Below are 21744 nucleotides of genomic sequence, written 5' to 3' on the forward strand. Positions count from 1 at the left end.
GGGCGCGCCGGCATGCATGCCAGTCTCGTAAAAGGAGTGACCGCAGCAGGAGGGAAAAGGTTTTGTCGGATTTGCGCCTAAGAGTTATGTGCGCAGCTCATCAATTGACCTGTGGGAGCGAGCCTGCTCGCGAAAGCGTCGGGTCAGACCCAGCCGCTGCTGGATCTGCCGACCTCTTCGCGAGCAGGCTCGCTCCCACAGTGGAGTTGTGTTTTTCAGTTATGGCCCACCCACCACCATCGAGGTAAACGGTGCGACGTACGCTTGCAACGTCACCAGCCCGCCGACCAGGATCGCCAGCACGATCGAGTGGAAGAACACGTAACGCAGGATCTCGCCTTCATGCCCGTACCAACGGGTTGCGGTCGAGGCAACGACGATCGACTGCGCATCGACCATCTTGCCCATCACGCCACCGGAACTGTTCGCTGCCGCCATCAGCACCGGGCTGATACCCAGTTGTTCCGAGGTCACCCGTTGCAAGCCGCCGAACAGCACGTTCGAAGCGGTGTCGGAACCGGTCAGCGCAACTCCCAGCCAACCGAGCAAAGTGCCGAACATCGGATAGAAAATCCCCGTCGCCGCGAACGCCAGGCCCATGGTCGCATCCAGCCCCGAATAGCGGGTGAGGAAGCCCAGCGCGAGCATCGCCGCAATGGTGATCAACGAAAATCGCACCACCCACAACGTGCGCAGGTACTGCTTGATCAGTTGCGGGATCGAATAACCCATCAGCAGACCGCCGACGATCGCCGCCAGCAAAATCCCGCTGCCGGTCGCGGTCAGCCAGGTGAACTTGTAAATCGCTTCCTCGGCTTTCGGCGCTGCGACAACCGGCGGCACTTTTTCTATTTGCAGGTGCAGACCGGTGAAGGTCACCGCTGGGGCGAAGATCGGGTTGGCCTCGCGCACCGGTTTGCCTTGCGGGTCGAGCTTGGCCGATTGCGTGACCGGGTCGATCACCGGGCGCGTGTCGAACATGTTCTTGAAGCCCTGCGTGCCCCAGGCAAAAACGAACACCGTGAGAATGATCCACGGCATCCACGCACGCATCACTGCCGGGCGCGCCTGATCGCTGAACGCAGCGCTGGCGGTGACTGTTTCTTCATCGACTTTGGAGTTGTCGACGCGCCCGGACAGCGCTGCCGAGGTGTGGATGGTCGCCGGTTTCCACACCTTGAGGAACAGCGTCAGACAGGCCATGGATATCAGCGCAGCGATGACGTCCACCAGCATCGGCCCGTGGTAGTTGGACACGAGAAATTGCGGGATGGCGAAACTCACCCCGGCCACCAGAATCGCCGGCCACACTTCGAGCATCTTGCGCCAGCCGGCAAACGCCCAGATCAGCCAGAACGGCACCAGCAGCGAGAAGAACGGCAACTGCCGCCCGACCATCATCGACAGCTCCATCTCGTCCAGCCCGGTGACTTTGGCCAGGGTGATGATCGGCGTGCCCAGCGCACCGAAAGCCACGGGCGCGGTGTTGGCGATCAGCGCCAGGCCGGATGCGGCCAATGGCGAAAAACCCAGGCCAATCAGGATCGCCCCGGTCACCGCCACCGGCGTGCCAAACCCCGCCGCACCTTCGAAGAACGCGCCGAAGCAGAAGGCGATCAGCAGCAACTGCAAACGTCGGTCATCGGTGATCCGCGCTAGGGAATCCTGCAGCACTTTGAACGAGCCGTTTTCGGTGGTCAGGCGATGCAGAAAGATGATGTTGAGCACAATCCAGCCGATCGGCAGCAAGCCATTCGCCGCGCCGAACAACGCCGCCGAACCGGCCATGCCCGCCGGCATGTCGAAGGCGAAGATCGAGATCAGTAGGGCGGACGCCAGCGCCAACAGCGCCGCCAGATGCGCCTTGACGTGAAAGAACGCCAGCGCCGCGAGCATCACCACCACCGGCACTGCGGCCATCAGCGTAGAGAGCACCGGGTTGCCGAACGGGTCGTAGATTTGCTGCCAGACCATGGTCCACCTCTGCTTGTTGTTATTGAGGGTGCAGATCCATTGCATGGGGGTTGGTTGCAAGCAGTATAGGTGGCATTACGCCGCCGTTCGGCCGTGGCGAACGGGCCGACAAACGGTCGATAGTGGCCACTGAATCAACGCGCTTTTGCCCGGTCGTATCTGCGGCTGCGCGCACTGCGTCCCGAAGACGCGGGGCAGCGTGGCGATTTCCGTCGTCAAGACCTTGGGTTTTAGGGAAGTGTTGAATGAAGCAAGCGACAACGATGCTGCTCACTGTGACCGCCGCCGTACTGCTGAGCGGCTGTATTGCGGATTTTGATGATGACCACCGGCATGGCCGGCACTACGACCGCGACCATGGCCGCTATTACGACCATGACCGGCGCTGGGACGACCGCGATGACGACCGCCGCGATGGCCGTCGTTATCACCGTGATCGCGATGATGACTGATTGAATGAAGAGGGCGTTCCCATCAAAGGAACGCCCTCTGTGCATCAGCCTTCAGCTGAAAAAACGAGCGTTCGCCTGGACGCGGGGTCGCGCAGGCACCGAGGCCTCGTGATCGAGCAAATGGGTGGCGAGTATGTCGCTCAGAAAACGGAACTGATCGTTGAGGCCGACCACTTCATTGCTGAAATGATTGCTGGCGGCGGGCATCAGCAGATCGTCGAAATCCTTGTTGAACACCAGCGTCTGCGCCTTGCGCGGCACGACGTGCTGTTGGTAGTAGTTGCTGCCGAACACCGGGAAACTCACGGCGAGGGTGACTTGGGTGTGGATCATGATGTGAACGCCTCGTTGTGTTTCGGATGGGTCAATCGTGCCTTTCATCAAGGGAGGGCGGAAGGCAATCGTGGCGATGGTGGATATCGATGGCGGTGATGGTTGAGGTTTGTGGTGCTGCTGTTGGCGCCTTCGCGAGCAGGCTCACTCCCACAGGTGCAAGGCATTCAAATGTGGGAGCGAGCCTGCTCGCGATGAGGCCGGAACCTTCAGCATCGAAATCGACTGACCCACCTATACTCAAACCAGCACCTCCCCAAGCCAAAGGACACCACCACCGTGAACCCACGCGCGCTGGTCGTCGCCGCACTGCTTTTGCTGGCCGGCTGCGCCACCTCGGCCCGGGCACCGGTGAGTGCGCCGCAAGCGGTGGTGGTGTCGGCGCAAACCTGGCAGCAGATCGACCGCGAGATACTCAGCGCATCGCAACAGGCCACCGAGCAGGTCAAGCTGTTCGCCCGTGGCTCGATGGAACATTGGCGCACTCGGGTCTATCAGCAAACTGAAGAAAATTTCATCCCCTGGTTCAGCAGCTACTGGACCCAGGAATGGCTGTCGATGAAGGTCAGTTGGTACACGATCAGCGCCGGCGGCGAGCAGGACGCTTCGGCGAAACGGCTGGCGGCGTATCTGCTTGAGCAATATCAGGAAAAAGTCCTCGCGCCGGTCGCCGTGGAGATCGATCCGGATGCGATCCTGGCGCAGGCCACGGCGTTCTACGCGCAATTGATGGCGCAGCAGATGCCGCTCATCGCCCAGCGTCATGGTGTGCCGATTGCGCAGCTCAACGGCCGCTTGCAGAAGATCCCGGCCATCGCCCTTGGCCCACCGCCGGCGCGGGATGCTTCGCTGTTCAAAGTCATCAGCACCGAGCCGCTCAACACCCTCCCGGCGTACGCCGCACTGATCGACAAGATCCACACCGACGGCGGCGCCAAGGGCATCTCTTCCACCGAAGCAGCCATGGCCCCGGTGGCCAAGCGCGCCAGCCAACGCATCGAGGCAGAAATGGCCCCGCGCGGCGCCGCCAGTGCGGTGGCGGCAGCGGCGGGTAAACTCGCCGGGGCGATGATTTCGGTCGGCGTGGCCGGCATACGCGCCATCATCCAGGCCAACGACCGCCACGACAGCGAAGCGCTGATCCGCAGCAGCCTCGGCAACACCTTCGACAAGGCCTGGCAGAAGCTGCTGCAGAACCCGACCACGGGGGTGATGGCCGGCACACTGCACATGGCCGGGCAGGTCGAAGGTAATCTGGGCGTGAGTGAACCAACGCCTATCGGTGTGAGCGCTGTGCCATAGCGCTTGTACCTGCGAAGTTTTGTTGGCGGCGGTCGCGCCCGGATCAGAGCGGATGCTAGTCTTGCGCAACGCTGTTGTCAGGGAGCCCACATGGGCAATCACAAGATCGAAATTCGCCGCAGTAACGTCGAGAAAATCCTGCTGGCGGCGGAAAAGGTTTTCGCCGAAAAAGGCTTCGGCAGCACCGCCATGGCGGACATCGCTGCCGAAGTGCAGTTGCCGCGTTCCAATCTGCATTACTACTTCAGCACCAAGAGCGAGCTGTACAGCGCGGTGCTGTTCGATCTGCTGGAAGTGTGGAAGCAGGACGCCCTGTGCTTCGAGATGTTCGACGACCCGCGCGTGGTGCTGAGCAGTTACATCCGCGCCAAGATGAACCACTCACGCAGCCGGCCCTATGGCTCGAAAGTCTGGGCCAACGAGATCATCCACGGCGCGCCGACCCTGGGCGAGGCGCTGGATGCGAGCCTGTATGACTGGGCGAAGATGAAGGAAGCGAAGATTCGCCAGTGGGTCGAGGACAAGCGGATCCTGCCGGTGGAGCCGTCGGGGTTGCTGTACATGATCTGGGCGTCGACCCAGCATTACGCCGACTTTGATCATCAGGTGAATATTCTGAATGATCACCAGCCGTTGTCGGATATGCAGTTCGAGCGGGCGGTGCAGACAGTGACGGGTGTGATTTTGCGCGGGATCGGGCTGGAGCCTTGAAGAGCACCATCAAGGCCTTACCCTCACCCCAGCCCTCTCCCAGAGGGAGAGGGGGCCGACCGAGGTGTATTGAGAGGTACACCGACCTGAAAGACCGTGTCGATTATGGATGCAAAGCAGTCCTGCCTGTGAACCCCGGTCGATTCTGGATTCACAACAACTCTTACAGGTCGGCGGAGTTTGTCAGCATCCCCCAATCAGTCCCCTCTCCCTTTGGGAGAGGGCTAGGGTGAGGGGCTTTTTCAGACTGCAACGTGATACGGATTGCGCGGATCATGATTCCAGTCCAGAAACGGCTTGCCCGTGTCCATCGGTACCATCTCGATGCAGTCGGCCACGGGGCAGGTGATCTGGCACAGATTGCAGCCCACACACTCCTCATCGATCACTTCATATTTATGCGTGCCGTCGGCCTGTTTCAGACTGCCGATCGCCTGGTGTGAGGTGTCCTCACAAGCGATGTGGCAACGCCCGCAACCAATGCACGCCTCCTGGTCGATCTTCGCGATCACTTGGTAGTTGATATCGAGGTATTTCCAGTCGGTGGTGTTGCCCACCGCACGCCCGGAAAATTCGGCGATATTGGCGTAGCCCTGGCTGTCCATCCACCGCGACAAGCCATCCTTCATCTCTTCGACAATGCGGAAACCATGCAGCATTGCCGCCGTGCACACCTGCACCGCGCCGCTGCCCAGCGCCATAAACTCCGCGGCGTCGCGCCAGCTGCCGATGCCGCCAATGCCGCAGATCGGCAAGCCCTGGGTCTGCGGATCACGGGCAATTTCCGCGACCATGTTCAGCGCAATCGGCTTGACCGCCGAACCGCAATAACCGCCGTGGGTGCTTTTGCTGCCGACGGTGGGCAGGGCGACCATGTGGTCCAGGTCGACGCTGGTGATCGAGTTGATCGTGTTGATCAGCGACACCGCATCGGCGCCACCACGATGCGCCGCCCGGGCAGCGACGCGGATGTCGGTGATGTTCGGGGTGAGTTTGACGATCACCGGCAGCGAGCAGTACGTCTTGCACCAGCGCGTCACCTGCTCGACGTACTCCGGCACCTGGCCGACCGCTGCGCCCATGCCGCGTTCGGGCATGCCGTGGGGGCAGCCGAAGTTGAGTTCGATGCCGTCGGCGCCGGTGGCTTCGACCAGCGGCAGGATGTGTTTCCACGACTCCTCGACACACGGCACCATCAGCGACACGATAAGCGCGCGATCCGGCCAATCCTTCTTCACTTGGGTGATTTCGCGCAGGTTGATTTCCAGCGAGCGGTCGGTGATCAGTTCGATGTTGTTGATGCCCAGCACTTCGCGATTGGCGCCGTAATGCGCCGAATAACGCGAGGAAACGTTGACCGCCGCCGGATCCTCACCCAGGGTTTTCCAGACCACGCCACCCCAGCCCGCTTCGAAGGCGCGTACCACGTTGTAGGCCTTGTCGGTGGGTGGCGCGGAAGCCAGCCAGAACGGGTTGGGCGCTTTGATACCGGCGAAGACTATCGAGAGATCGGCCATTTACGCAGCCTCCACGTTGAGCATCAGTTGAGCGTTGATCGCCTCGGCGGCGCGTTTGCCGTGCTGCACTGCTTGCACGGTGAGGTCCTGACCGAGGCTGGTGCAGTCGCCGCCGGCATACACGCCGGGGACGCTGGTGCGCAGGTGTTCATCGACCTCGATGCGTTCGCCCTGACGTTTGAGCTCGCGCGCCAACGGATCGCTGAGGGTGCTGTCATCGAAGCTCTGGCCGATCGCTTTGAAGATCGCATCGGCAGCCAGCTCAAAGGTTTCTCCGGTGGTTTGCAGACGGCCTTCAACCAGATCGGTGCGGGCGAAACGCATGCCGCGCACGCGGCCCTGATCATCGAGCAACACTTGCTCCGGCTGTGCCCAGGTCAGCAATCGCACCTGATTGGCTTTGGCGATGTCCTGTTCATGATGGGTGGCGCCCATGTCTGCCGCACCACGGCGATACACCAGGTTCACATCGTGCGCGCCGAGGCGGGCCATTTGCACGGCCATGTCGATCGCGGTGTTGCCGGCGCCGAGAACGATGCAGCGTTCAGCCAAGGGCAGTTGCGTGAGGTCATCGGCCTGGCGCAGTTCGCGGATGTAATCGGTGGCGGCGAGCAGGCCCGGCGCGTCTTCGTGGGCCAGACCGAGTTGCTTGCTGGCATTCAGGCCGAGGCCGAGGAATACCGCGTCGAACTGCTGATGCAGTTCGCTGAGGGTGAGGTTTGCACCGAGTTTCTGGCCGTGGCGGATTTCTATCCCGCCAATCTGCAGGAGAAAGTCCAGCTCCTTCTGCGCGTAGTCATCGACCAGTTTGTACTTGGCAATGCCGTACTCGTTGAGCCCGCCGGCCTTTTCCCGTGCTTCGAAAATCACCACGTCATGCCCGTGCATCGCGCTGCGATGGGCGCAGGACAACCCGGCCGGCCCGGCGCCGACCACGGCGATACGTTTGCCCGTGGCCGGGGCGCGCAGGAAAGGGTGCTGGGCGAAATGCGCGTTGTCCACGGCATAGCGTTGCAGCAGACCAATCAGCACCGGCGCGCACTCCTGCGCGTTGTTGCGCACGCAGGCCTGCTGGCAGAGGATTTCCGTCGGACAGACCCGCGCGCAACTGCCGCCGAGGATGTTTGCCGACAGGATTTTCTGCGCCGCGCCCTGGACGTTGTCCTGATGGATATTGCGGATGAACGACGGGATATCGATTTCGCTGGGGCATGCATTGACGCAAGGCGCGTCGTAGCAATACAGGCAGCGCGAGGCTTCCAGATGCGCCTGCCGTGAATTAAGCGGCGGCGCCAGATCAGTGAAATGGCCGGCGAGGGCGGCCGCGCTTTCGTGCGGATGGGGAAGGTGGTTCAGGGTCTCGATCACGGTTTATGGCCTCATGGCTAATTGAGGTGCTGCCTCTGGTGGGCAGTGGTTTTATGGCGTCAGGGAGGGCCTCTTCGCGAGCAGGCTCGCTCCCACATTTGCAATGCGCTCACCTGTGGGAGCGAGCCTGCTCGCGAAGGCCGAAGGCCTGGATTTCAGCGTTTAACGGCAACTGGTTTATGCAACTCCGCCCGCTTGCTCAACAAATCAAACACCGCCGGGTAGGCCGGCCGTTCGATGTAGCGTCCGGCGCCGCGTTCGGCGCGCAGGTCGCCGTCGGCCCAGACCACACGGCCCTGGCTGACGGTGTGGCTCGGCACGCCGCGCACGGTCTTGCCTTCGAAGATGTTGAAGTCCACCTGCTGATGGTGGGTCTTGGCGGAAATGGTCCGAGTGCCTTGCGGATCCCACAGCACCAGATCGGCATCGGCGCCCACGCGGATCGCACCTTTGCGCGGGTAAATGTTGAAAATCTTCGCGGTGTTGGTGGAGGTCAGCGCGACGAAATCCTGCATCGACAATCGCCCCGAGTTGACGCCTTCATCCCACAGCACTGCCATGCGGTCTTCAATACCGGCGGTGCCGTTGGGAATCTTGCTGAAGTCGTCGCGGCCGGCGGCTTTCTGCTCGGCGCAGAAGCAGCAGTGGTCGGTGGCGGTGGTGTGCAGATTGCCGTTCTGCAGCCCGTGCCACAGCGCCTCCTGATGGCCGCGCGGACGGAACGGCGGGCTCATCACGTAGCCGGCGGCGGTCTGCCAGTCCGGGTGTTGATAGACGCTGTCGTCGAGCAGCAAGTGCCCGGCCAGCACCTCGCCGTAAACCGGCTGGCCCTTGCTGCGGGCATAGGTGATTTCGTCCAGAGCTTCCTGGGTGGAAACGTGCACCAGGTACAACGGCGTGCCGATGGTTTCGGCGATCCGGATCGCCCGGCTCGCCGCTTCACCTTCGACCTGCGAAGGTCGCGACAGCGGATGCGCTTCCGGCCCGGTAATGCCTTGGGCCATCAGCTTGCGTTGCAGGTGATAGACCAACTCGCCATTTTCTGCGTGTACGGTCGGCACCGCACCGAGTTCGAGACAGCGCTCGAAACTCGCCACCAGAGTGTCGTCGGCGGCCATGATCGCGTTCTTGTAGGCCATGAAATGCTTGAAGCTGTTGATGCCGTGGCTGCTGACCAGCTCGGCCATTTCCTCGCGCACCTGCTCGCTCCACCACGTGATCGCGACGTGGAAACCATAGTCCGACGCAGACTTTTGCGCCCAGCCGCGCCACTGATGAAACGCTTCCATCAGCGATTGCTGCGGGTTGGGAATCACAAAGTCGATGATCGACGTGGTGCCGCCGGCCAGACCCGCCGCCGTGCCACTGTAGAAATCCTCACTGGCCACGGTGCCCATGAACGGCAGTTGCATATGCGTATGCGGATCGATGCCGCCGGGCATCAGGTACTGGCCACTGCCGTCGAGCACTTCGGCGCCGGCGGGAATGTCGAGGTTTTCACCAATGGCTTTGATCACGCCGTCAGCGCAATAGACGTCGGCGCGGTAACTTTCATCATGGGTAACAACGGTGGCGCCACGGATCAACAGAGACATTCCGGATTCCTCGCAGGCATGACCGACTTGTGCCGGTTCTAAATGTTTTATTGAAGAACAGCGGCGCAGTTCGTATTCCTGTCATCGCTGTCAGGAATAGAAACTAGTCGCGATTTGAAGAATGATCAAGAATATTTTTTATAAGCTTATAGCTTGTTCAAACTATTGATAAATAAGGATAAATAATGGAAATCACCAAAATGGTGAGGCTGCTCACCATTTTGACGCACTTGACAGGATGGAAATATGAGCAAGATTTCCTATGTGAAATCAGCCGGTTGAAGTTGTGCTGCGGTTGCGGGTTCACCGACAAAAATAAATGCAGTGCACCAGTTTGAGTCCTGACACTTCGGACAACTTGCCCGACGTTTAGCCTGAGCGTTCATACAAGTTTTCCCGGACTCATCGAATATTCAATTAAAACTGATGAATATCAGAAAGTTGCAAAGCGTGCAGTGCACCGCTCAAGCGTTCAGCGCCAGACCCGGCACGTTTATTGATGCCGCCGCTGACACCATGGCCGGTGCATGAAAGTTGTCAGTTCCTCCGGCCATCGTCCGGCTGGCGCCGTATGCGCCAGCCGCCTGATGAGCAAAAAATAATCAGAAGAACAGTGGAGCGGCCATGCAACAGACCAGATCACAAGTGACCGAGCGCGACGGCTTGTACGAGCTCGAAGCGGGCAGTGATGTCCTCGACAGTCCCCGCTACAACCACGACATGGCACCGACCAAGGTGCGCGAACGCACCTGGAACAAATGGCACATCACCGCGCTGTGGGTCGGCATGTCGATTTGCGTGCCGACCTACACCCTCGGCGGCGTGCTCACCGCTTATTTCGGCTTGAGCGTCGGCGAAGCGCTGTTGGCGATTCTGTTTGCCAACGTCATCGTGTTGATTCCACTGACCCTCAATGCTTTCCCCGGCACCAAGTACGGCATTCCGTTTCCGGTGCTGCTGCGCTCGTCGTTCGGCATTCTCGGTTCCAACGTGCCGTGCCTGATCCGCGCGTTGGTGGCGTGTGGCTGGTTCGGCATCCAGACCATGTTCGGCGGCCTGGCGATTCACCTGTTTCTCGGCTCGGTGTTCGAGGGCTGGAAATCCCTCGGCGGCACCGGCGAGGTGATCGGTTTCATGGTGTTCTGGGCGCTGAATCTGTGGGTGGTGATTCGCGGTGCCGAGTCGATCAAATGGCTGGAAACCCTGTCGGCGCCGTTGCTGGTGGCGGTGGGCATTGGCCTGCTGGTGTGGGCGATGCCCAATGTATCGATGACTGAGTTGCTGGCGATCCCGCCCAAGCGTCCGGAAGGCGCCAGCGTGGTCAGTTATTTCGCGGCAGGGCTGACGGCGATGGTCGGGTTCTGGGCCACGCTGTCGCTGAACATTCCCGACTTCAGTCGCTACGCCAAGAGCCAGAAGGATCAGATCCTCGGGCAGATTTTCGGCCTGCCGCTGACCATGTTCCTCTTCGCCGCGCTGGGCGTGGTGATGACCGCCGCATCGGTGAAACTGGTCGGCGTCACCGTGTCCGATCCGGTCACGCTGATCGGCCATATCCAGAGCCCGGTGTGGGTGGCGGTGGCCATGGCGCTGATCATCGTTGCCACGCTGTCGACCAACACCGCCGCGAATATCGTCTCGCCAACCAATGACTTCCAGAACATCGCGCCGAAGGTGATCAACCGCACCAAAGCGGTGTTGCTGACCGGTTTGGTCGGGCTGGTGCTGATGGGCCATGAACTGCTGAAAAAGCTTGGCCTGATCGTTTCCGACATCAGCCTGGAAACCGTGTATTCAAACTGGCTGCTGGGCTACTCGAGCCTGCTCGGGCCGATCGCCGGGATCATGGTGGTGGATTATTTCCTGATCAAGAAACAGCGACTGGACCTCGCCGGGCTGTACCGCGATGACGTGTATCCGGCGTGGAACTGGGCGGGTTTTCTCGCCTTCGGCGTGCCGGTGGCGCTGACCTTGCTGTCGCTGGGCAGCGATGCCTTCAGCTGGTTCTACAGCTATGGCTGGTTCACCGGCTCGGCGTTGGGCGGGGTGATTTATTACGGGCTGTGTGTGATGCGGGCGCAGCCTTCTGCCGTGAAAACCGCGGTGTGAGCAAGGGCCTTTTCGCGAGCAGGCTCGCTCCCACATTGGAAAAGCATTCTCACTGTGGGAGCGAGCCTGCTCGCGAAGGCGATGTTGCACACGCCAGAGAAATATCCATAAGAAAACCAGTCTGAGGAGATCCCCATGAACGCAGCCGTAGACGTTCTGCAATCCACCCATCAGCACATCAACCGCGATCGCCTCTGGGCCTCGCTCATGGAACTGGCGAAACTCGGTGCCACGGTCAAGGGCGGCGTCTGTCGCCTGGCCCTGACCGACCTCGACCGCCAGGCCCGCGACCTGTTCGTGCAGTGGTGCAAGGACGCCGGTTGCAGCGTCACGGTCGATGCCGTCGGCAACATTTTCGCCCGCCGCGCCGGGCGCAACCCGAGCCTGCCGCCGGTGATGACCGGCAGCCACATCGACACTCAACCCACCGGTGGCAAGTTCGACGGTTGCTTCGGCGTACTCGCCGGCGTCGAAGTGCTGCGTACCCTCAACGACCTTGGCGTGGAAACTGAAGCGCCGCTGGAAGTGGTGGTCTGGACCAACGAAGAGGGCTCCCGCTTCGCCCCGTGCATGATGGGCTCCGGGGTCTTCGCCGAGAAATTCACCCTCGAAGAAACCCTCGCCAAGGTCGATGCCGACGGCGTCACCGTTGGCGAGGCGCTGAACGCCATCGGCTACGCCGGCCCGCGCAAGGTCAGCGGGCACGCGGTCGGCGCGTATTTCGAAGCGCACATCGAGCAAGGCCCGATCCTTGAAGATGAAGAGAAAACCATCGGCGTGGTACTCGGCGCGCTCGGGCAGAAGTGGTTCGACCTGAAATTGCGCGGCGTCGAAGCCCACGCCGGCCCGACGCCGATGCACCTGCGCAAGGATGCCTTGGTCGGCGCTTCGGTGATCGTCGGCGCCGTCAACCGCGCCGCCCTCGGCCATCAGCCCCACGCCTGCGGCACGGTTGGCTGCCTTCAGGCCTATCCCGGCTCGCGCAACGTGATCCCCGGCGAAGTGCGCATGACCCTCGACTTCCGGCATCTGGAGCCGGCGCGGCTGGATTCGATGATTGCCGAAGTGAAACAAGTCATCGATGCGACCTGCGAAGAGCACGGCCTCACCTACGAACTGACCCCGACCGCCGACTTCCCGCCGCTGTACTTCGAAAAGGGCTGTGTAGAGGCGGTGCGCGGCGCCGCGAAAGGGCTGGGTCTGTCGCACATGGACATTGTCAGTGGCGCCGGGCATGACGCGATCTTTCTCGCCGAGCTAGGTCCGGCCGGGATGATCTTCGTGCCGTGCGAGGGTGGGATCAGCCATAACGAAATCGAGAATGCCGCACCGGATGATCTCGCGGCGGGGTGCGCGGTGTTGCTAAGGGCGATGCTTGCCGCTTCGGCGATGGTGGCGGCCAGCGAGCGAGCCGCCTAAGGTAAACACACCCAGTAAACCTGTGGGAGCGAGCTTGCTCGCGAATGCGCCGGGTCAGTCACCGAATGGTCTATCTGACCCAGCGCTTTCGCGAGCAGGCTCGCTCCCACAGGGGTTTTCTGGCGATTTTGAGGCCGCGGCACGATCCCGAACCGCTGCGGTCGTACTCTTCACCTAGCCGCATCACAGTGTGGAGATCCAATGAGCCAGGAAGTCCTGACCACCGAAACCAACCGTCGCCAGTTGCAGCAGATCATCGCCGGGCTGTCGGACGGGGTGATTCTGCTGGAACTCGACAAAAGCATTCTCTGGGCCAACGAAGCGGCGCTGACCATGCACGGTGTCAGCACCATCGGTGATCTGGGCAGCAACGCCGACGAGTACGCCAAACGCTTCACGCTGCGCTATCGCAACAATCATGTCTTGCCGCCGGACAACTACCCGATCAGCCGTGTCGCCCGCTGCGAGGCGTTCAATGATGTGCTGATCGAAGTCTCGTCCGTGGACGACCCGGAGCGGGTCTGGGTGCACAGCGTGCGCAGCATGGTGCTGACCGACCGCGTCGGCCAGCCCGAGTCGCTGGTGCTGATCATGAGCGACGTCACCGATTGGGCCAACGCCGAGCTGCGCTTCGAAAAAACCTTCAACGCCAACCCCGCGCCGGCAGTGATCTGTCGTCTCAGCGATTTGCGCTACATCAAGGTCAACCCGGGCTTTCTGGAAATGACCGGCTATACCCGCGATCAGGTGATCGGCACCTCGGCTTACGAAATCGATATCTTCGAGCGGGCCGATCAGCGCGATCTGGCTGTTCAGCGCTTGCGCGATGTCGCGACCATTCCGCAGATGCAGGCGGAACTGCGCCTACCCGACGGTGGCAGTAAACAGGTGATCGTGGCCGGTCAGCCGCTGCTGCTCAATGACGAGAATTGCATGCTGTTCTCTTTCGTCGACATGGAGCCCCGGCGCCGGGTCGAAGTGGCCTTGCGTCAGAGCGAGGAGCGCTTTGCCAAGGCTTTTCGTCTGACTCCGGTGCCGATTCTGATCTGCACCGCTGACAAGCAGGAGGTCATCGACGTCAACCAGGCGTTCCTCGACACCCTGGCGTATGACAGCGATGACGTGCTCGGCAAGACCGTGACGCAGCTGAGCTTCATCCACGATGACGGCGCGCGCACGCGCCTGTTGTCGGCGTTGGCGAAGAACGGTCGGGTCGATCGGGTCGATGTGCCGGTGCGCAAGAAGGACGAGGAGTTGCTGGAATGTGCGGTCTCGGCCGACACCGTGAACATTCACGACACGTCCTGCTATCTGCTGGTGCTGATGGACATGACCGAGCGCAAGCGCACTGAGTTGGAGCTGGTCGCGGCGATCGAAGAAGTGATGAAGGATGCGTCGTGGTTCAGCCGGACGCTGATCGAGAAGCTGGCCAACGTGAAGAAGATCAACTCGCCGCAGCTGCCAAGTGCCTCGTTCACTGACCTGACGGCCCGTGAGCGCGATGTGCTGGGACTGATCTGTGAAGGACTGGCGGACAAGGAGATCGCCGCGCGGTTGAAACTGGCGCCCAATACCGTGCGCAATCATGTTGCCACTGTGTACTCGAAAATCGATGTGCATAGCCGCAGCGAGGCGATCGTCTGGGCTCGGGAGCGCGGTTTGTTTTCGGGAGAGTGGGGCACCAAGGGCCAGCGCTGAGAGGTGCAAATGCACTAGTTACAAGGGTGCAAATTCATGTATTGGCCAAGGCGTTGTGTTCTTAGGCTGGTGGGGTGCGGTGTAGACCATTTCGGGTTTGCGATCGTGCCCCTTCTGAAACAGTCATAGGAACAACGTCAATGATGAATCTTGCGCAGTTGCGCGCTCGGCTCGAGCACAGTTTTGCGCCGCTGGCTTGTGAGTGTTCGGTGGATGGTGATCATTCGCTGACGGTCAAGTTGTATCACCCGGATTCGGGGCAGGTGGATCTGGTGATCAGTGGGCTGGATCTGGCTTCGCTGCGTTCGCCTGAGGCGGTTGAGGCGTTGGTGGGGGAGTTGCGGTATGAGCTTGAGAGCAATTCCTTGCGTTCTTCGCGGGATCCGGATTTGGCTTAAGCGCGCTTTGGTCTTGGCGGCCTTTGGGCCGGCCATGCTCTGGGGGGGTGGGGGTATATCCGTTTTTTTGGGTGTTGCGGCTGACGGTTTCGCCCTTACGGCGAGTCCCTTTTGGCAAACGCCCCAAAAGGAACCAAAAGGTCTTCGCCCTGACGTTCGGCCCGCTCGCTGAGGCTCGGGGTTCCTTCGCTCCGGGATTGATCCTGGCGCAGCGGCTACGGTTTGCTTCGCTGCACCTCCTTCCGCTGTGTCTGGCTGCGCCAGACGGTCGCTGCGCTCCCACGCCCGGATCAATCCCTCCACTCAGCCTGCCGACGGGCTCCAGGATCAAAAGCTACTCGAGCTTGCGCTCATTGTTGAGTGGGGCGGCTTCGCCGCGGGCAGCTGCGCTGCTTTTGCTTTTCTGTGGGAGCGAGCCTGCTCGCGAAGGCGGCCTGACAGCCGACCTGGTTGTTACTGAATTCACTCGATCAAAACTGTAGGAGTGAGCCTGAGGCCCTCGCCGACAACCATAATCCCAATCCAGGCTTCTGCTGGAAAATCCCCGCAAAACCGACAGCCAATCCCAGCCAATCACCCCAATCCACTGGCGCTAACAAAGTGCTCAGCTATAAAGAATGAGTGGTCAGGTCTTCCGCGGCCGGTCGGGTTGCGGGAGTTTGTCTTCCATTACCGCGGGTCGTCCTATGAATAATCCTGGGAAACGCGTATTGCCGTTGGCTTTTCTTGCAATTTTGTTGGCCGGTTGTGCCAGTCCCCCACCACCTGCGCCTGTCGCGCCGCCGCCTCCGCCGGAACGTCGGTGTGAGGTGCTGGAGAATACTGAGGTTGCCGGGGATATGTATGTCGATGGGCAGGTAACGCGCCACATCACCACTACCCGTTGCATAACCCAATAAGATTCGCGATTCCTCGATTGCACGAGGCCTGGAACCCAGCAGTTACCCTGTGGGAGCGAGCCTGCTCGCGAAAGCGTGGTGTCAGTCAAAACATAGCTGACTGACACAACGCTTTCGCGAGCAGGCTCGCTCCCACACGGGACAGATATCAGGACAGGAGTCCGCCATCCACATTCAGCGCCACGCCGGTGGTGTAGCTCGACGCATCGCTGGCCAGGTATAACACTGCGCCGGCCATTTCACTCGGGTCGGCCACGCGTTTGAGCGGGATCTGGGTCAGTGCCTGTTTCAGAATCGCATCGTTCTTGACAAGGGCCGAGGCGAATTTGGTGTCGGTCAGTCCCGGGAGCAGGGCGTTGCAGCGGATGCCGAATTGCGCGCATTCCTTGGCGAAGACTTTGGTCATGTTGATGACCGCCGCTTTGGTCACCGAATAGATGCCCTGGAAGATGCCCGGGGAGATGCCGTTGATCGAGGCGACGTTGATGATGCTGCCGCCACCGTTTTCGCGCATCAGCTTGCCGGCTTCGACCGACATGAAGAAGTAACCGCGAATGTTCACATCGACGGTCTTCTGGAATGCACCCAGATCGGTGTCGAGCACGTTGCAGAATTGCGGGTTGGTCGCGGCGTTGTTGACCAGGATGTCGAGGCGGCCGAATTGCTCCTTGATCCCGGCGAAGACCTGGCTGATCTGCTCCATCTCACCGATGTGGCAGGCCACGGCTGTTGCCTTGCCGCCGGCGGCGATGATGGCGTCGGCGACGTGCTGGCAGCCTTCGAGCTTGCGGCTCGAGACGATCACATGGGCGCCTTGCTGGGCCAGCAGTTTGGCGATGGCTTCACCGATGCCACGGCTGGCGCCGGAGACGAAAGCGATTTTGCCGTCGAGGTCGAACAACTGAGTCTTGGACATGGGTTTCCCTTGTTGGAAGTCTTGTTATAGGCCTGGGTCAGAGGCTGGATTTCTGGATGACCTGCAGGCTCATCTGCTCCAGCAGTTTGTTCATGTGAATGAACTGCGCGAAGCGTTTGTCCTGGGTCTGGCCGTGGTAGAAGCGGTAGTAGATCTGCTGCACGATGCCGGCCAGGCGGAACAGGCCGTAGGTGTAGTAGAAGTCGAAATTGTCGATGCGGATGCCCGAGCGCTCGGCGTAGTAGTCGACGAATTCGCGGCGCGTCAGCATGCCCGGTGCGTGGCTTGGCTGGCGGCGCATCAGTTGCACCGGTGCCGGGTCGCCGGCTTCGATCCAGTAGGCGAGGGTGTTGCCCAGGTCCATCAGCGGGTCGCCGAGGGTCGTCAGTTCCCAGTCGAGCACGCCGATGATCTGCATCGGATTGGCCGGGTCGAGGATGACGTTGTCGAAGCGATAGTCGTTGTGGACGATGCTCGAGGTCGGGTGGTCGGCCGGCATCTTGTCGTTGAGCCAGGCTTTGACTGCTTCCCAGTGCGGCGCGTCCGGGGTCAGGGCTTTTTCGTAGCGCTCGCTCCAGCCCTTGATCTGCCGCGCGACGTAGCCTTCGGGCTTGCCCAGATCGCCGAGGCCGCAGGCGTTGTAATCGACCCGGTGCAGTTCGACGAAACGGTCAATGAAGCTTTTGCACAGTGCTTCGGTTTTCGCCGAATCAAGGCCCAGCTCCGGCGGCAGTTCGGCGCGCAGGATGATGCCCTTGACCCGTTCCATCACATAGAACTCGGCGCCGATGACGGCCTCGTCAGTGCAATGCACGTAGGCCTTCGGGCAATACGGAAAGCCGTCGCGCAGTTGGTTGAGAATGCGGAACTCACGGCCCATGTCGTGGGCGGATTTGGCCTTGTGGCCGAACGGCGGGCGGCGCAGAACGAATTCTTGCTCGGGGTATTCCAGCAGGTAAGTCAGGTTCGACGCGCCGCCGGGAAACTGGCTGATCTGCGGAGTGCCGGTCAGGCCGGGAATGTGCGCCTTGAGGTATGGATCGATCAGGCTGGCATCAAGTTCTTCGCCTGCGCGGATCCGGGTGGACTGGTCAGTAAGCGCCATGCTTATCCCTTCTGCTTATTTTGGAGGCCAGACATCATTGGCTAATCTAATGGCGCGCTCGGGTGCTCACAAGCGCGGGTCGGTCTTATAGGTTAGCGTGTTGCTGGATAATCAACTTTGAGAATGGGCCAAAGATCGGCGCGGTTCGACGATGCCAGGCGCGTTAATGCACGCGCTGGTTGTTCAACCTGGGCGGCAGGGCGACGGGAGTCAGCACTGGTTGTCCGGAGAAAAACGCCATCAGGTTTTTGCCCACCAGCTCAACCGTGCCTTGCGTGGCTTCGGGGGAGAGGCCGGCGACGTGGGGAGTCAGCACAACGTTGCTGAGGCTTTTCAGGGCATCGGGCACTTCCGGTTCGTGATCGAACACATCCAGCGCGGCACCGGCGATACGACGTTGTTCAAGTGCGGTGATCAGATCCGCCGTAGCGATGACGCTGGCCCGGGCGATGTTGACGATAAAGCCATTCGGTCCGAGCGCATCGAGCACCGCTCGCGTCACCAGGTTGTGCGTGCCGATCCCACCGGGCGTGGCGACCACTAGAAAATCCGAGGCTCGCGCCAGATCGGTCGGTGTCGAGCAGAACGCATAGGAAACGTCGCTGCGCACCTGGCGGTTGTGGTAGCTGATCTGCATGTCGAAACCCAGCTCGGCGCGTTTGGCAATCGCCATGCCCACGGCGCCCAGCCCGAGGATGCCCAGACGCTTGCCGGCCAGCGACGGGCGCATGATTTTCGGCCATTCACCGCGGCGTACCGCAGCATCGCAGCGTGGGATATCGCGGACCAATGCCAGCAGCAGTGCCATCGCATGATCGGCCACCGACGAGGCGTTGACCCCGGCACCATTGGTGACGGTGATGCCACGGTCACTGGCTGCTTGCAGATCGACCTGTTCATAGCCCGCACCAATCACCGTGATGATTTTCAAGGCGGGCAGGGCGCTGATCTCGTCGGCGGTGAGGCCCAGCGGCCCGCGAGTAAGCACGGCGTCGATGCGGCTGCCATGGGTAACGATGGCTTGTGCACGTTCGGCTGGCGTTGGTGCAAGGATCAGGTGGAATCCCTGATGCTCGAGAATCGGCAGATAATCATTGATCGTTTCAACCAGTACCAGAACGGTTGCGGGCATTGCGCGGCTCCTGTGATTGGCGGCGGGTGGGTCGCGAAAGTCGACTCAGAGTGCTGAATCCGCAGCGGCTTGGCAATCGTTGAATTCACGCAGTGGTGCTTTGATTCTGGACTGGTTCGTGGAACAAGCAAGTACGCAGGCATGGCGCACGACCCATCAGCTGACGTATTGCGCAACACCATTGCCGAACGACCAGTTCTCCTTTTTCACCTCTACCAGATTGATGAATACGTCCTCCGTACGGATGCCCAGTTGCGCATGCAGGCTCTCGGCAATGGTTTTGAACAGCAATTGTTTCTTTTCCACGCTGCGCCCTTCGCTGATGGTGATCTGGATGAACACCACGCCGTCGCTGCGCTCGATGCCGAGGTATTGCGGGTCGTACACGAAGTGCTGGCCGTCGTGCTCGTTGAGGATCTGGAAATTGTCGTGCTCTGGCACATCGATACAGCTGCGCAGGGCGGCGTAGATCTGTTCGCCGATGCGCCTGGCGAAAGTGGGGTCGGGGTTTTGCTGGATGTCGATGCGGACCAGTGGCATGGGAGGCTCCTTGGGTTATGGCTTCTCACACGCTAGATCAAGGGCAGGGTTCTGGCAGGTAATTGGTCTGGAATATCGCAAATTCCGTGTATGAGGCGGCTTACGTGACTCGCGGATTTTGCCTACGGGAATGGCAGATGCGTCTGCTGGTCAGCGTGAATGGAACAGTTTGATGATAAGGGCATGACGATAGCCGTCGATGTGCATGCAAATGCTGGCACCGATCCGCCAGCAGCCAAGGAGGGCAAATGTTCCATAACGATCGCGAAAATCTGGAGCTCGACAGGCTGGAAAACGAATCAAGGAAACTCGTGGCTGAATGGAAAAAGCTTCAGGCTGAAGAGAAAAAGTTATCAAGGGAGACGAAGCTCTATCCAATTGCGGTGTTTGGCGGAGTGTTGACTGCGATCACCGCAGTCGCAGGCGTGTTCTTCAAGTTTTGAGTATTCATGCTTGAGACCACTCAGGCGCATTATCCAAGGGATAAATCTGTATGAGCACATATGACCGCAAGGCACGACTGGAACGAATCGAACGGGAGTTCGCGGAATACGAGGAAACGGTGCGCAACAGAGATAAAAGAGAGAATGGCAAGCTCTGGTTGCTCTTCGGTTTCGGGCTGTACTGCATTTTGTTGGGATTCATGCTTGGCATATCGCTCTGAGCGCGATCGATGATCATGGCTTGATTGCAAAAACGTATCCGCAAGCGGCGTCTGACATACCCAATCGCGACCCTGTTTTTCCCATGAACGACGCCCAATCAGGCTGCTCCGCACAACCATTCCTCAGCTAAGTCTTTGCTTGCGTTGATTTATCGCGGAGAATCGCGCCCCTGTTTCGGCCGGAGCATGTCTGTCGGTTTTTTTCGACGCGTCCTGACCGAGTGGCAAGTGACCGGAAAGCGGAGATCCGACCGGATGAATGATCAGGCCAATAGCCTCGAAAAGCGCTTCGACGCAGCAGCACCCGCTGAACTTTCGAGCTGGAATCGCCAGGACACCACCTGGATGCTGGGACTGTTTGGGACGGCCATTGGCGCCGGCACCCTGTTTTTGCCGATCAACGCAGGATTGGGTGGCTTCTGGCCGCTGGTGATCCTCGCGCTTTTGGCCTTCCCGATGACGTTTTACGCTCACCGTGGCCTGACCCGTTTTGTGCTGTCCGGTCGCGAAGGTGCCGATATTACCGAAGTGGTCGAGCAGCATTTCGGTATCAAGGCCGGTGCCTTGATCACGCTGCTGTACTTCTTTGCAATCTTCCCGATCCTGCTGATCTACAGCGTCGGCCTGACCAACACGGTCGCCAGCTTCCTCGAACACCAACTGCACATCACGCCGCCACCGCGCGCGCTGCTGTCGTTCGTGCTGATTCTCGGCCTGCTGTCCGTGGTGCGTTGCGGTGAGCAGGCGATCGTCAAAGCCATGAGCCTGATGGTCTATCCGTTCATCGTCGCGCTGCTGTTCCTCGCCGTGTACCTGATCCCGCACTGGAACGGCGGCATCCTCGCCACCGCCTCGCAAGTGCCGGCGCCGTCAGCGCTGCTGCACACGCTGTGGCTGGCGATTACGGTGATGGTGTTCTCGTTCAACCATTCGCCGATCATCTCGGCGTTCGCGATGGACCAGAAGCGTCGTTACGGTGTGCACGCCGACGAGCGCAGCTCACAGATCCTCGCGCGCGCTCATGCATTGATGGTCATTTTGGTGCTGTTCTTCGTATTCAGTTGCGTGCTGACCCTGTCGCCGGAGCAACTGGCTGAGGCGAAAGAGCAGAATCTTTCGATCCTGTCGTACCTCGCGAACCACTTCAGCAACCCGACCATCGCTTTTGCGGCGCCATTGATCGCGTTTGTGGCTATTTCCAAGTCTTTCCTCGGCCACTACATCGGTGCGAGCGAAGGTCTCAAGGGTTTGATTGTCAAGAGCGGCAAGCGTCCGGGCGCGAAAACGCTGGATCGCATCGTGGCGGCGTTCATGCTGGTGATCTGCTGGATCGTCGCGACGCTTGATCCGAGCATCCTGGGCATGATCGAAACCGTCGGTGGGCCGGTGATTGCGGCAATCCTGTTCCTGATGCCGATGTACGCGATTCGCAAGGTGCCAGCGATGGCGCGCTATCGCGGTCAGGCGTCGAACGTGTTTGTTACCGCGGTGGGGCTGGTGGCTATTTCGGCGCTGGTTTACAAGCTGGCTGTCTGACCGACCTGTGCGATTGCGAGCCTGCCATCGCGAGCAGGCTCGCTCCCACAAGGTTTGCGTGATGCTTGCCCGCAGG

General features: G+C 60.5%; 19 protein-coding genes. 10 read left to right on the forward strand and 9 right to left on the reverse strand.

The window, feature by feature from the left end; all coding sequences use genetic code 11:
• Window positions 1–219: 219 nt before the first annotated feature.
• Entirely contained in the window at window positions 220–1974 is a 1755-nt protein-coding gene (locus PspCFBP13508_RS14355) for an L-lactate permease (RefSeq protein WP_137214892.1), read from the reverse strand.
• Between the two features lie 245 nt (window positions 1975–2219).
• Between PspCFBP13508_RS14355 and PspCFBP13508_RS14360 the strand changes: the two genes are divergently transcribed.
• Complete coding sequence (locus PspCFBP13508_RS14360; RefSeq protein ID WP_016775135.1) at window positions 2220–2426, forward strand: hypothetical protein; 207 nt, start codon at window positions 2220–2222, stop codon at window positions 2424–2426.
• Between the two features lie 51 nt (window positions 2427–2477).
• Here PspCFBP13508_RS14360 and PspCFBP13508_RS14365 read toward each other — a convergent pair whose 3' ends face one another.
• Window positions 2478–2759 carry a hypothetical protein gene (locus PspCFBP13508_RS14365; protein WP_137214893.1) on the reverse strand — a complete coding sequence of 94 codons (282 nt, stop codon included), beginning with the start codon at window positions 2757–2759 and terminating at the stop codon, window positions 2478–2480.
• Between the two features lie 279 nt (window positions 2760–3038).
• Here PspCFBP13508_RS14365 and PspCFBP13508_RS14370 point away from each other — a divergent pair, with 279 nt between their 5' ends.
• Both PspCFBP13508_RS14370 and PspCFBP13508_RS14375 read left to right on the forward strand, forming a co-directional pair.
• Window positions 3039–4061 (forward strand): hypothetical protein, encoded by a 1023-nt coding sequence (locus PspCFBP13508_RS14370; RefSeq protein WP_137214894.1) that lies wholly within the window; start codon window positions 3039–3041, stop codon window positions 4059–4061.
• 90 nt (window positions 4062–4151) lie between these two features.
• Window positions 4152–4772, forward strand: a complete 621-nt coding sequence (locus tag PspCFBP13508_RS14375) for a TetR/AcrR family transcriptional regulator (RefSeq protein ID WP_024013291.1) — start codon at window positions 4152–4154, stop codon at window positions 4770–4772.
• Between the two features lie 242 nt (window positions 4773–5014).
• Here the strand turns inward: PspCFBP13508_RS14375 and preA are convergent, their stop codons facing one another.
• From preA to hydA, 3 genes are all read right to left on the reverse strand, one after another.
• Window positions 5015–6289 (reverse strand): NAD-dependent dihydropyrimidine dehydrogenase subunit PreA, encoded by a 1275-nt coding sequence (preA, locus tag PspCFBP13508_RS14380; RefSeq protein WP_071172797.1) that lies wholly within the window; start codon window positions 6287–6289, stop codon window positions 5015–5017.
• A complete protein-coding gene (locus PspCFBP13508_RS14385; protein ID WP_137214895.1) occupies window positions 6290–7657 on the reverse strand; it encodes an NAD(P)-dependent oxidoreductase in 1368 nt (455 codons plus the stop codon).
• A gap of 155 nt (window positions 7658–7812) precedes the next feature.
• A complete protein-coding gene (gene hydA, locus PspCFBP13508_RS14390) occupies window positions 7813–9252 on the reverse strand; it encodes a dihydropyrimidinase (RefSeq protein ID WP_137214896.1) in 1440 nt (479 codons plus the stop codon).
• Between the two features lie 624 nt (window positions 9253–9876).
• On the opposite strand from hydA, the gene PspCFBP13508_RS14395 reads away from it, so the two are divergent.
• The 4 genes from PspCFBP13508_RS14395 (at window position 9877) to PspCFBP13508_RS14410 (ending at window position 14876) form a co-directional block, all read left to right on the forward strand.
• A complete protein-coding gene (locus PspCFBP13508_RS14395) occupies window positions 9877–11361 on the forward strand; it encodes an NCS1 family nucleobase:cation symporter-1 (protein ID WP_122602775.1) in 1485 nt (494 codons plus the stop codon).
• Between the two features lie 135 nt (window positions 11362–11496).
• Window positions 11497–12780: a Zn-dependent hydrolase gene (locus PspCFBP13508_RS14400; RefSeq protein WP_133336586.1), complete on the forward strand. Its 1284-nt coding sequence runs from the start codon at window positions 11497–11499 to the stop codon at window positions 12778–12780.
• Between the two features lie 201 nt (window positions 12781–12981).
• Window positions 12982–14478, forward strand: a complete 1497-nt coding sequence (locus tag PspCFBP13508_RS14405; RefSeq protein ID WP_137214897.1) for a helix-turn-helix transcriptional regulator — start codon at window positions 12982–12984, stop codon at window positions 14476–14478.
• A 140-nt stretch (window positions 14479–14618) separates the two neighbouring features.
• On the forward strand, window positions 14619–14876 hold the full coding sequence (locus PspCFBP13508_RS14410) for a DUF1652 domain-containing protein (RefSeq protein WP_137214898.1): 258 nt from the start codon (window positions 14619–14621) through the stop codon (window positions 14874–14876).
• A 1047-nt stretch (window positions 14877–15923) separates the two neighbouring features.
• Here PspCFBP13508_RS14410 and PspCFBP13508_RS14425 read toward each other — a convergent pair.
• The 4 genes from PspCFBP13508_RS14425 to PspCFBP13508_RS14440 all read right to left on the reverse strand — a co-directional run bounded on the left by PspCFBP13508_RS14425 (window position 15924) and on the right by PspCFBP13508_RS14440 (window position 19468).
• Window positions 15924–16691 (reverse strand): SDR family oxidoreductase, encoded by a 768-nt coding sequence (locus PspCFBP13508_RS14425; RefSeq protein WP_137214901.1) that lies wholly within the window; start codon window positions 16689–16691, stop codon window positions 15924–15926.
• A 37-nt stretch (window positions 16692–16728) separates the two neighbouring features.
• Window positions 16729–17796 carry a phosphotransferase family protein gene (locus PspCFBP13508_RS14430; RefSeq protein WP_095180255.1) on the reverse strand — a complete coding sequence of 356 codons (1068 nt, stop codon included), beginning with the start codon at window positions 17794–17796 and terminating at the stop codon, window positions 16729–16731.
• A 163-nt stretch (window positions 17797–17959) separates the two neighbouring features.
• Window positions 17960–18928, reverse strand: coding sequence for a 2-hydroxyacid dehydrogenase (locus tag PspCFBP13508_RS14435; protein ID WP_130911426.1), 969 nt, complete (start codon window positions 18926–18928; stop codon window positions 17960–17962).
• A 156-nt stretch (window positions 18929–19084) separates the two neighbouring features.
• Window positions 19085–19468 (reverse strand): tautomerase family protein, encoded by a 384-nt coding sequence (locus tag PspCFBP13508_RS14440; RefSeq protein ID WP_137214902.1) that lies wholly within the window; start codon window positions 19466–19468, stop codon window positions 19085–19087.
• Between the two features lie 248 nt (window positions 19469–19716).
• Between PspCFBP13508_RS14440 and PspCFBP13508_RS14445 the strand changes: the two genes are divergently transcribed.
• The 3 genes from PspCFBP13508_RS14445 to PspCFBP13508_RS14450 all read left to right on the forward strand — a co-directional run bounded on the left by PspCFBP13508_RS14445 (window position 19717) and on the right by PspCFBP13508_RS14450 (window position 21668).
• Window positions 19717–19911, forward strand: a complete 195-nt coding sequence (locus tag PspCFBP13508_RS14445) for a hypothetical protein (RefSeq protein WP_133336570.1) — start codon at window positions 19717–19719, stop codon at window positions 19909–19911.
• A gap of 50 nt (window positions 19912–19961) precedes the next feature.
• Window positions 19962–20132, forward strand: coding sequence for a hypothetical protein (locus PspCFBP13508_RS27440; RefSeq protein ID WP_178084490.1), 171 nt, complete (start codon window positions 19962–19964; stop codon window positions 20130–20132).
• 255 nt (window positions 20133–20387) lie between these two features.
• Window positions 20388–21668, forward strand: coding sequence for a serine/threonine transporter (locus tag PspCFBP13508_RS14450; RefSeq protein WP_137214903.1), 1281 nt, complete (start codon window positions 20388–20390; stop codon window positions 21666–21668).
• Window positions 21669–21744: the final 76 nt, after the last annotated feature.

Origin of the sequence: Pseudomonas sp. CFBP13508, from assembly GCF_005233515.1 — a bacterium.
Classification (GTDB): domain Bacteria; phylum Pseudomonadota; class Gammaproteobacteria; order Pseudomonadales; family Pseudomonadaceae; genus Aquipseudomonas; species Aquipseudomonas mercuritolerans.

Excerpts from the sequence above, each read along its gene's own strand:
- PspCFBP13508_RS14355 (WP_137214892.1), bottom strand. The coding sequence starts at position 1,974 with ATGGTCTGGCAGCAAATCTACGACCCGTTCGGCAACCCGGTGCTCTCT.
- PspCFBP13508_RS14360 (WP_016775135.1), top strand. The coding sequence starts at position 2,220 with ATGAAGCAAGCGACAACGATGCTGCTCACTGTGACCGCCGCCGTACTG.
- PspCFBP13508_RS14365 (WP_137214893.1), bottom strand. The coding sequence starts at position 2,759 with ATGATCCACACCCAAGTCACCCTCGCCGTGAGTTTCCCGGTGTTCGGC.
- PspCFBP13508_RS14375 (WP_024013291.1), top strand. The coding sequence starts at position 4,152 with ATGGGCAATCACAAGATCGAAATTCGCCGCAGTAACGTCGAGAAAATC.
- preA (WP_071172797.1), bottom strand. The coding sequence starts at position 6,289 with ATGGCCGATCTCTCGATAGTCTTCGCCGGTATCAAAGCGCCCAACCCG.
- hydA (WP_137214896.1), bottom strand. The coding sequence starts at position 9,252 with ATGTCTCTGTTGATCCGTGGCGCCACCGTTGTTACCCATGATGAAAGT.
- PspCFBP13508_RS14395 (WP_122602775.1), top strand. The coding sequence starts at position 9,877 with ATGCAACAGACCAGATCACAAGTGACCGAGCGCGACGGCTTGTACGAG.
- PspCFBP13508_RS14400 (WP_133336586.1), top strand. The coding sequence starts at position 11,497 with ATGAACGCAGCCGTAGACGTTCTGCAATCCACCCATCAGCACATCAAC.
- PspCFBP13508_RS14405 (WP_137214897.1), top strand. The coding sequence starts at position 12,982 with ATGAGCCAGGAAGTCCTGACCACCGAAACCAACCGTCGCCAGTTGCAG.
- PspCFBP13508_RS14410 (WP_137214898.1), top strand. The coding sequence starts at position 14,619 with ATGATGAATCTTGCGCAGTTGCGCGCTCGGCTCGAGCACAGTTTTGCG.
- PspCFBP13508_RS14425 (WP_137214901.1), bottom strand. The coding sequence starts at position 16,691 with ATGTCCAAGACTCAGTTGTTCGACCTCGACGGCAAAATCGCTTTCGTC.
- PspCFBP13508_RS14430 (WP_095180255.1), bottom strand. The coding sequence starts at position 17,796 with ATGGCGCTTACTGACCAGTCCACCCGGATCCGCGCAGGCGAAGAACTT.
- PspCFBP13508_RS14435 (WP_130911426.1), bottom strand. The coding sequence starts at position 18,928 with ATGCCCGCAACCGTTCTGGTACTGGTTGAAACGATCAATGATTATCTG.
- PspCFBP13508_RS14440 (WP_137214902.1), bottom strand. The coding sequence starts at position 19,468 with ATGCCACTGGTCCGCATCGACATCCAGCAAAACCCCGACCCCACTTTC.
- PspCFBP13508_RS14445 (WP_133336570.1), top strand. The coding sequence starts at position 19,717 with ATGTTCCATAACGATCGCGAAAATCTGGAGCTCGACAGGCTGGAAAAC.
- PspCFBP13508_RS27440 (WP_178084490.1), top strand. The coding sequence starts at position 19,962 with ATGAGCACATATGACCGCAAGGCACGACTGGAACGAATCGAACGGGAG.
- PspCFBP13508_RS14450 (WP_137214903.1), top strand. The coding sequence starts at position 20,388 with ATGAATGATCAGGCCAATAGCCTCGAAAAGCGCTTCGACGCAGCAGCA.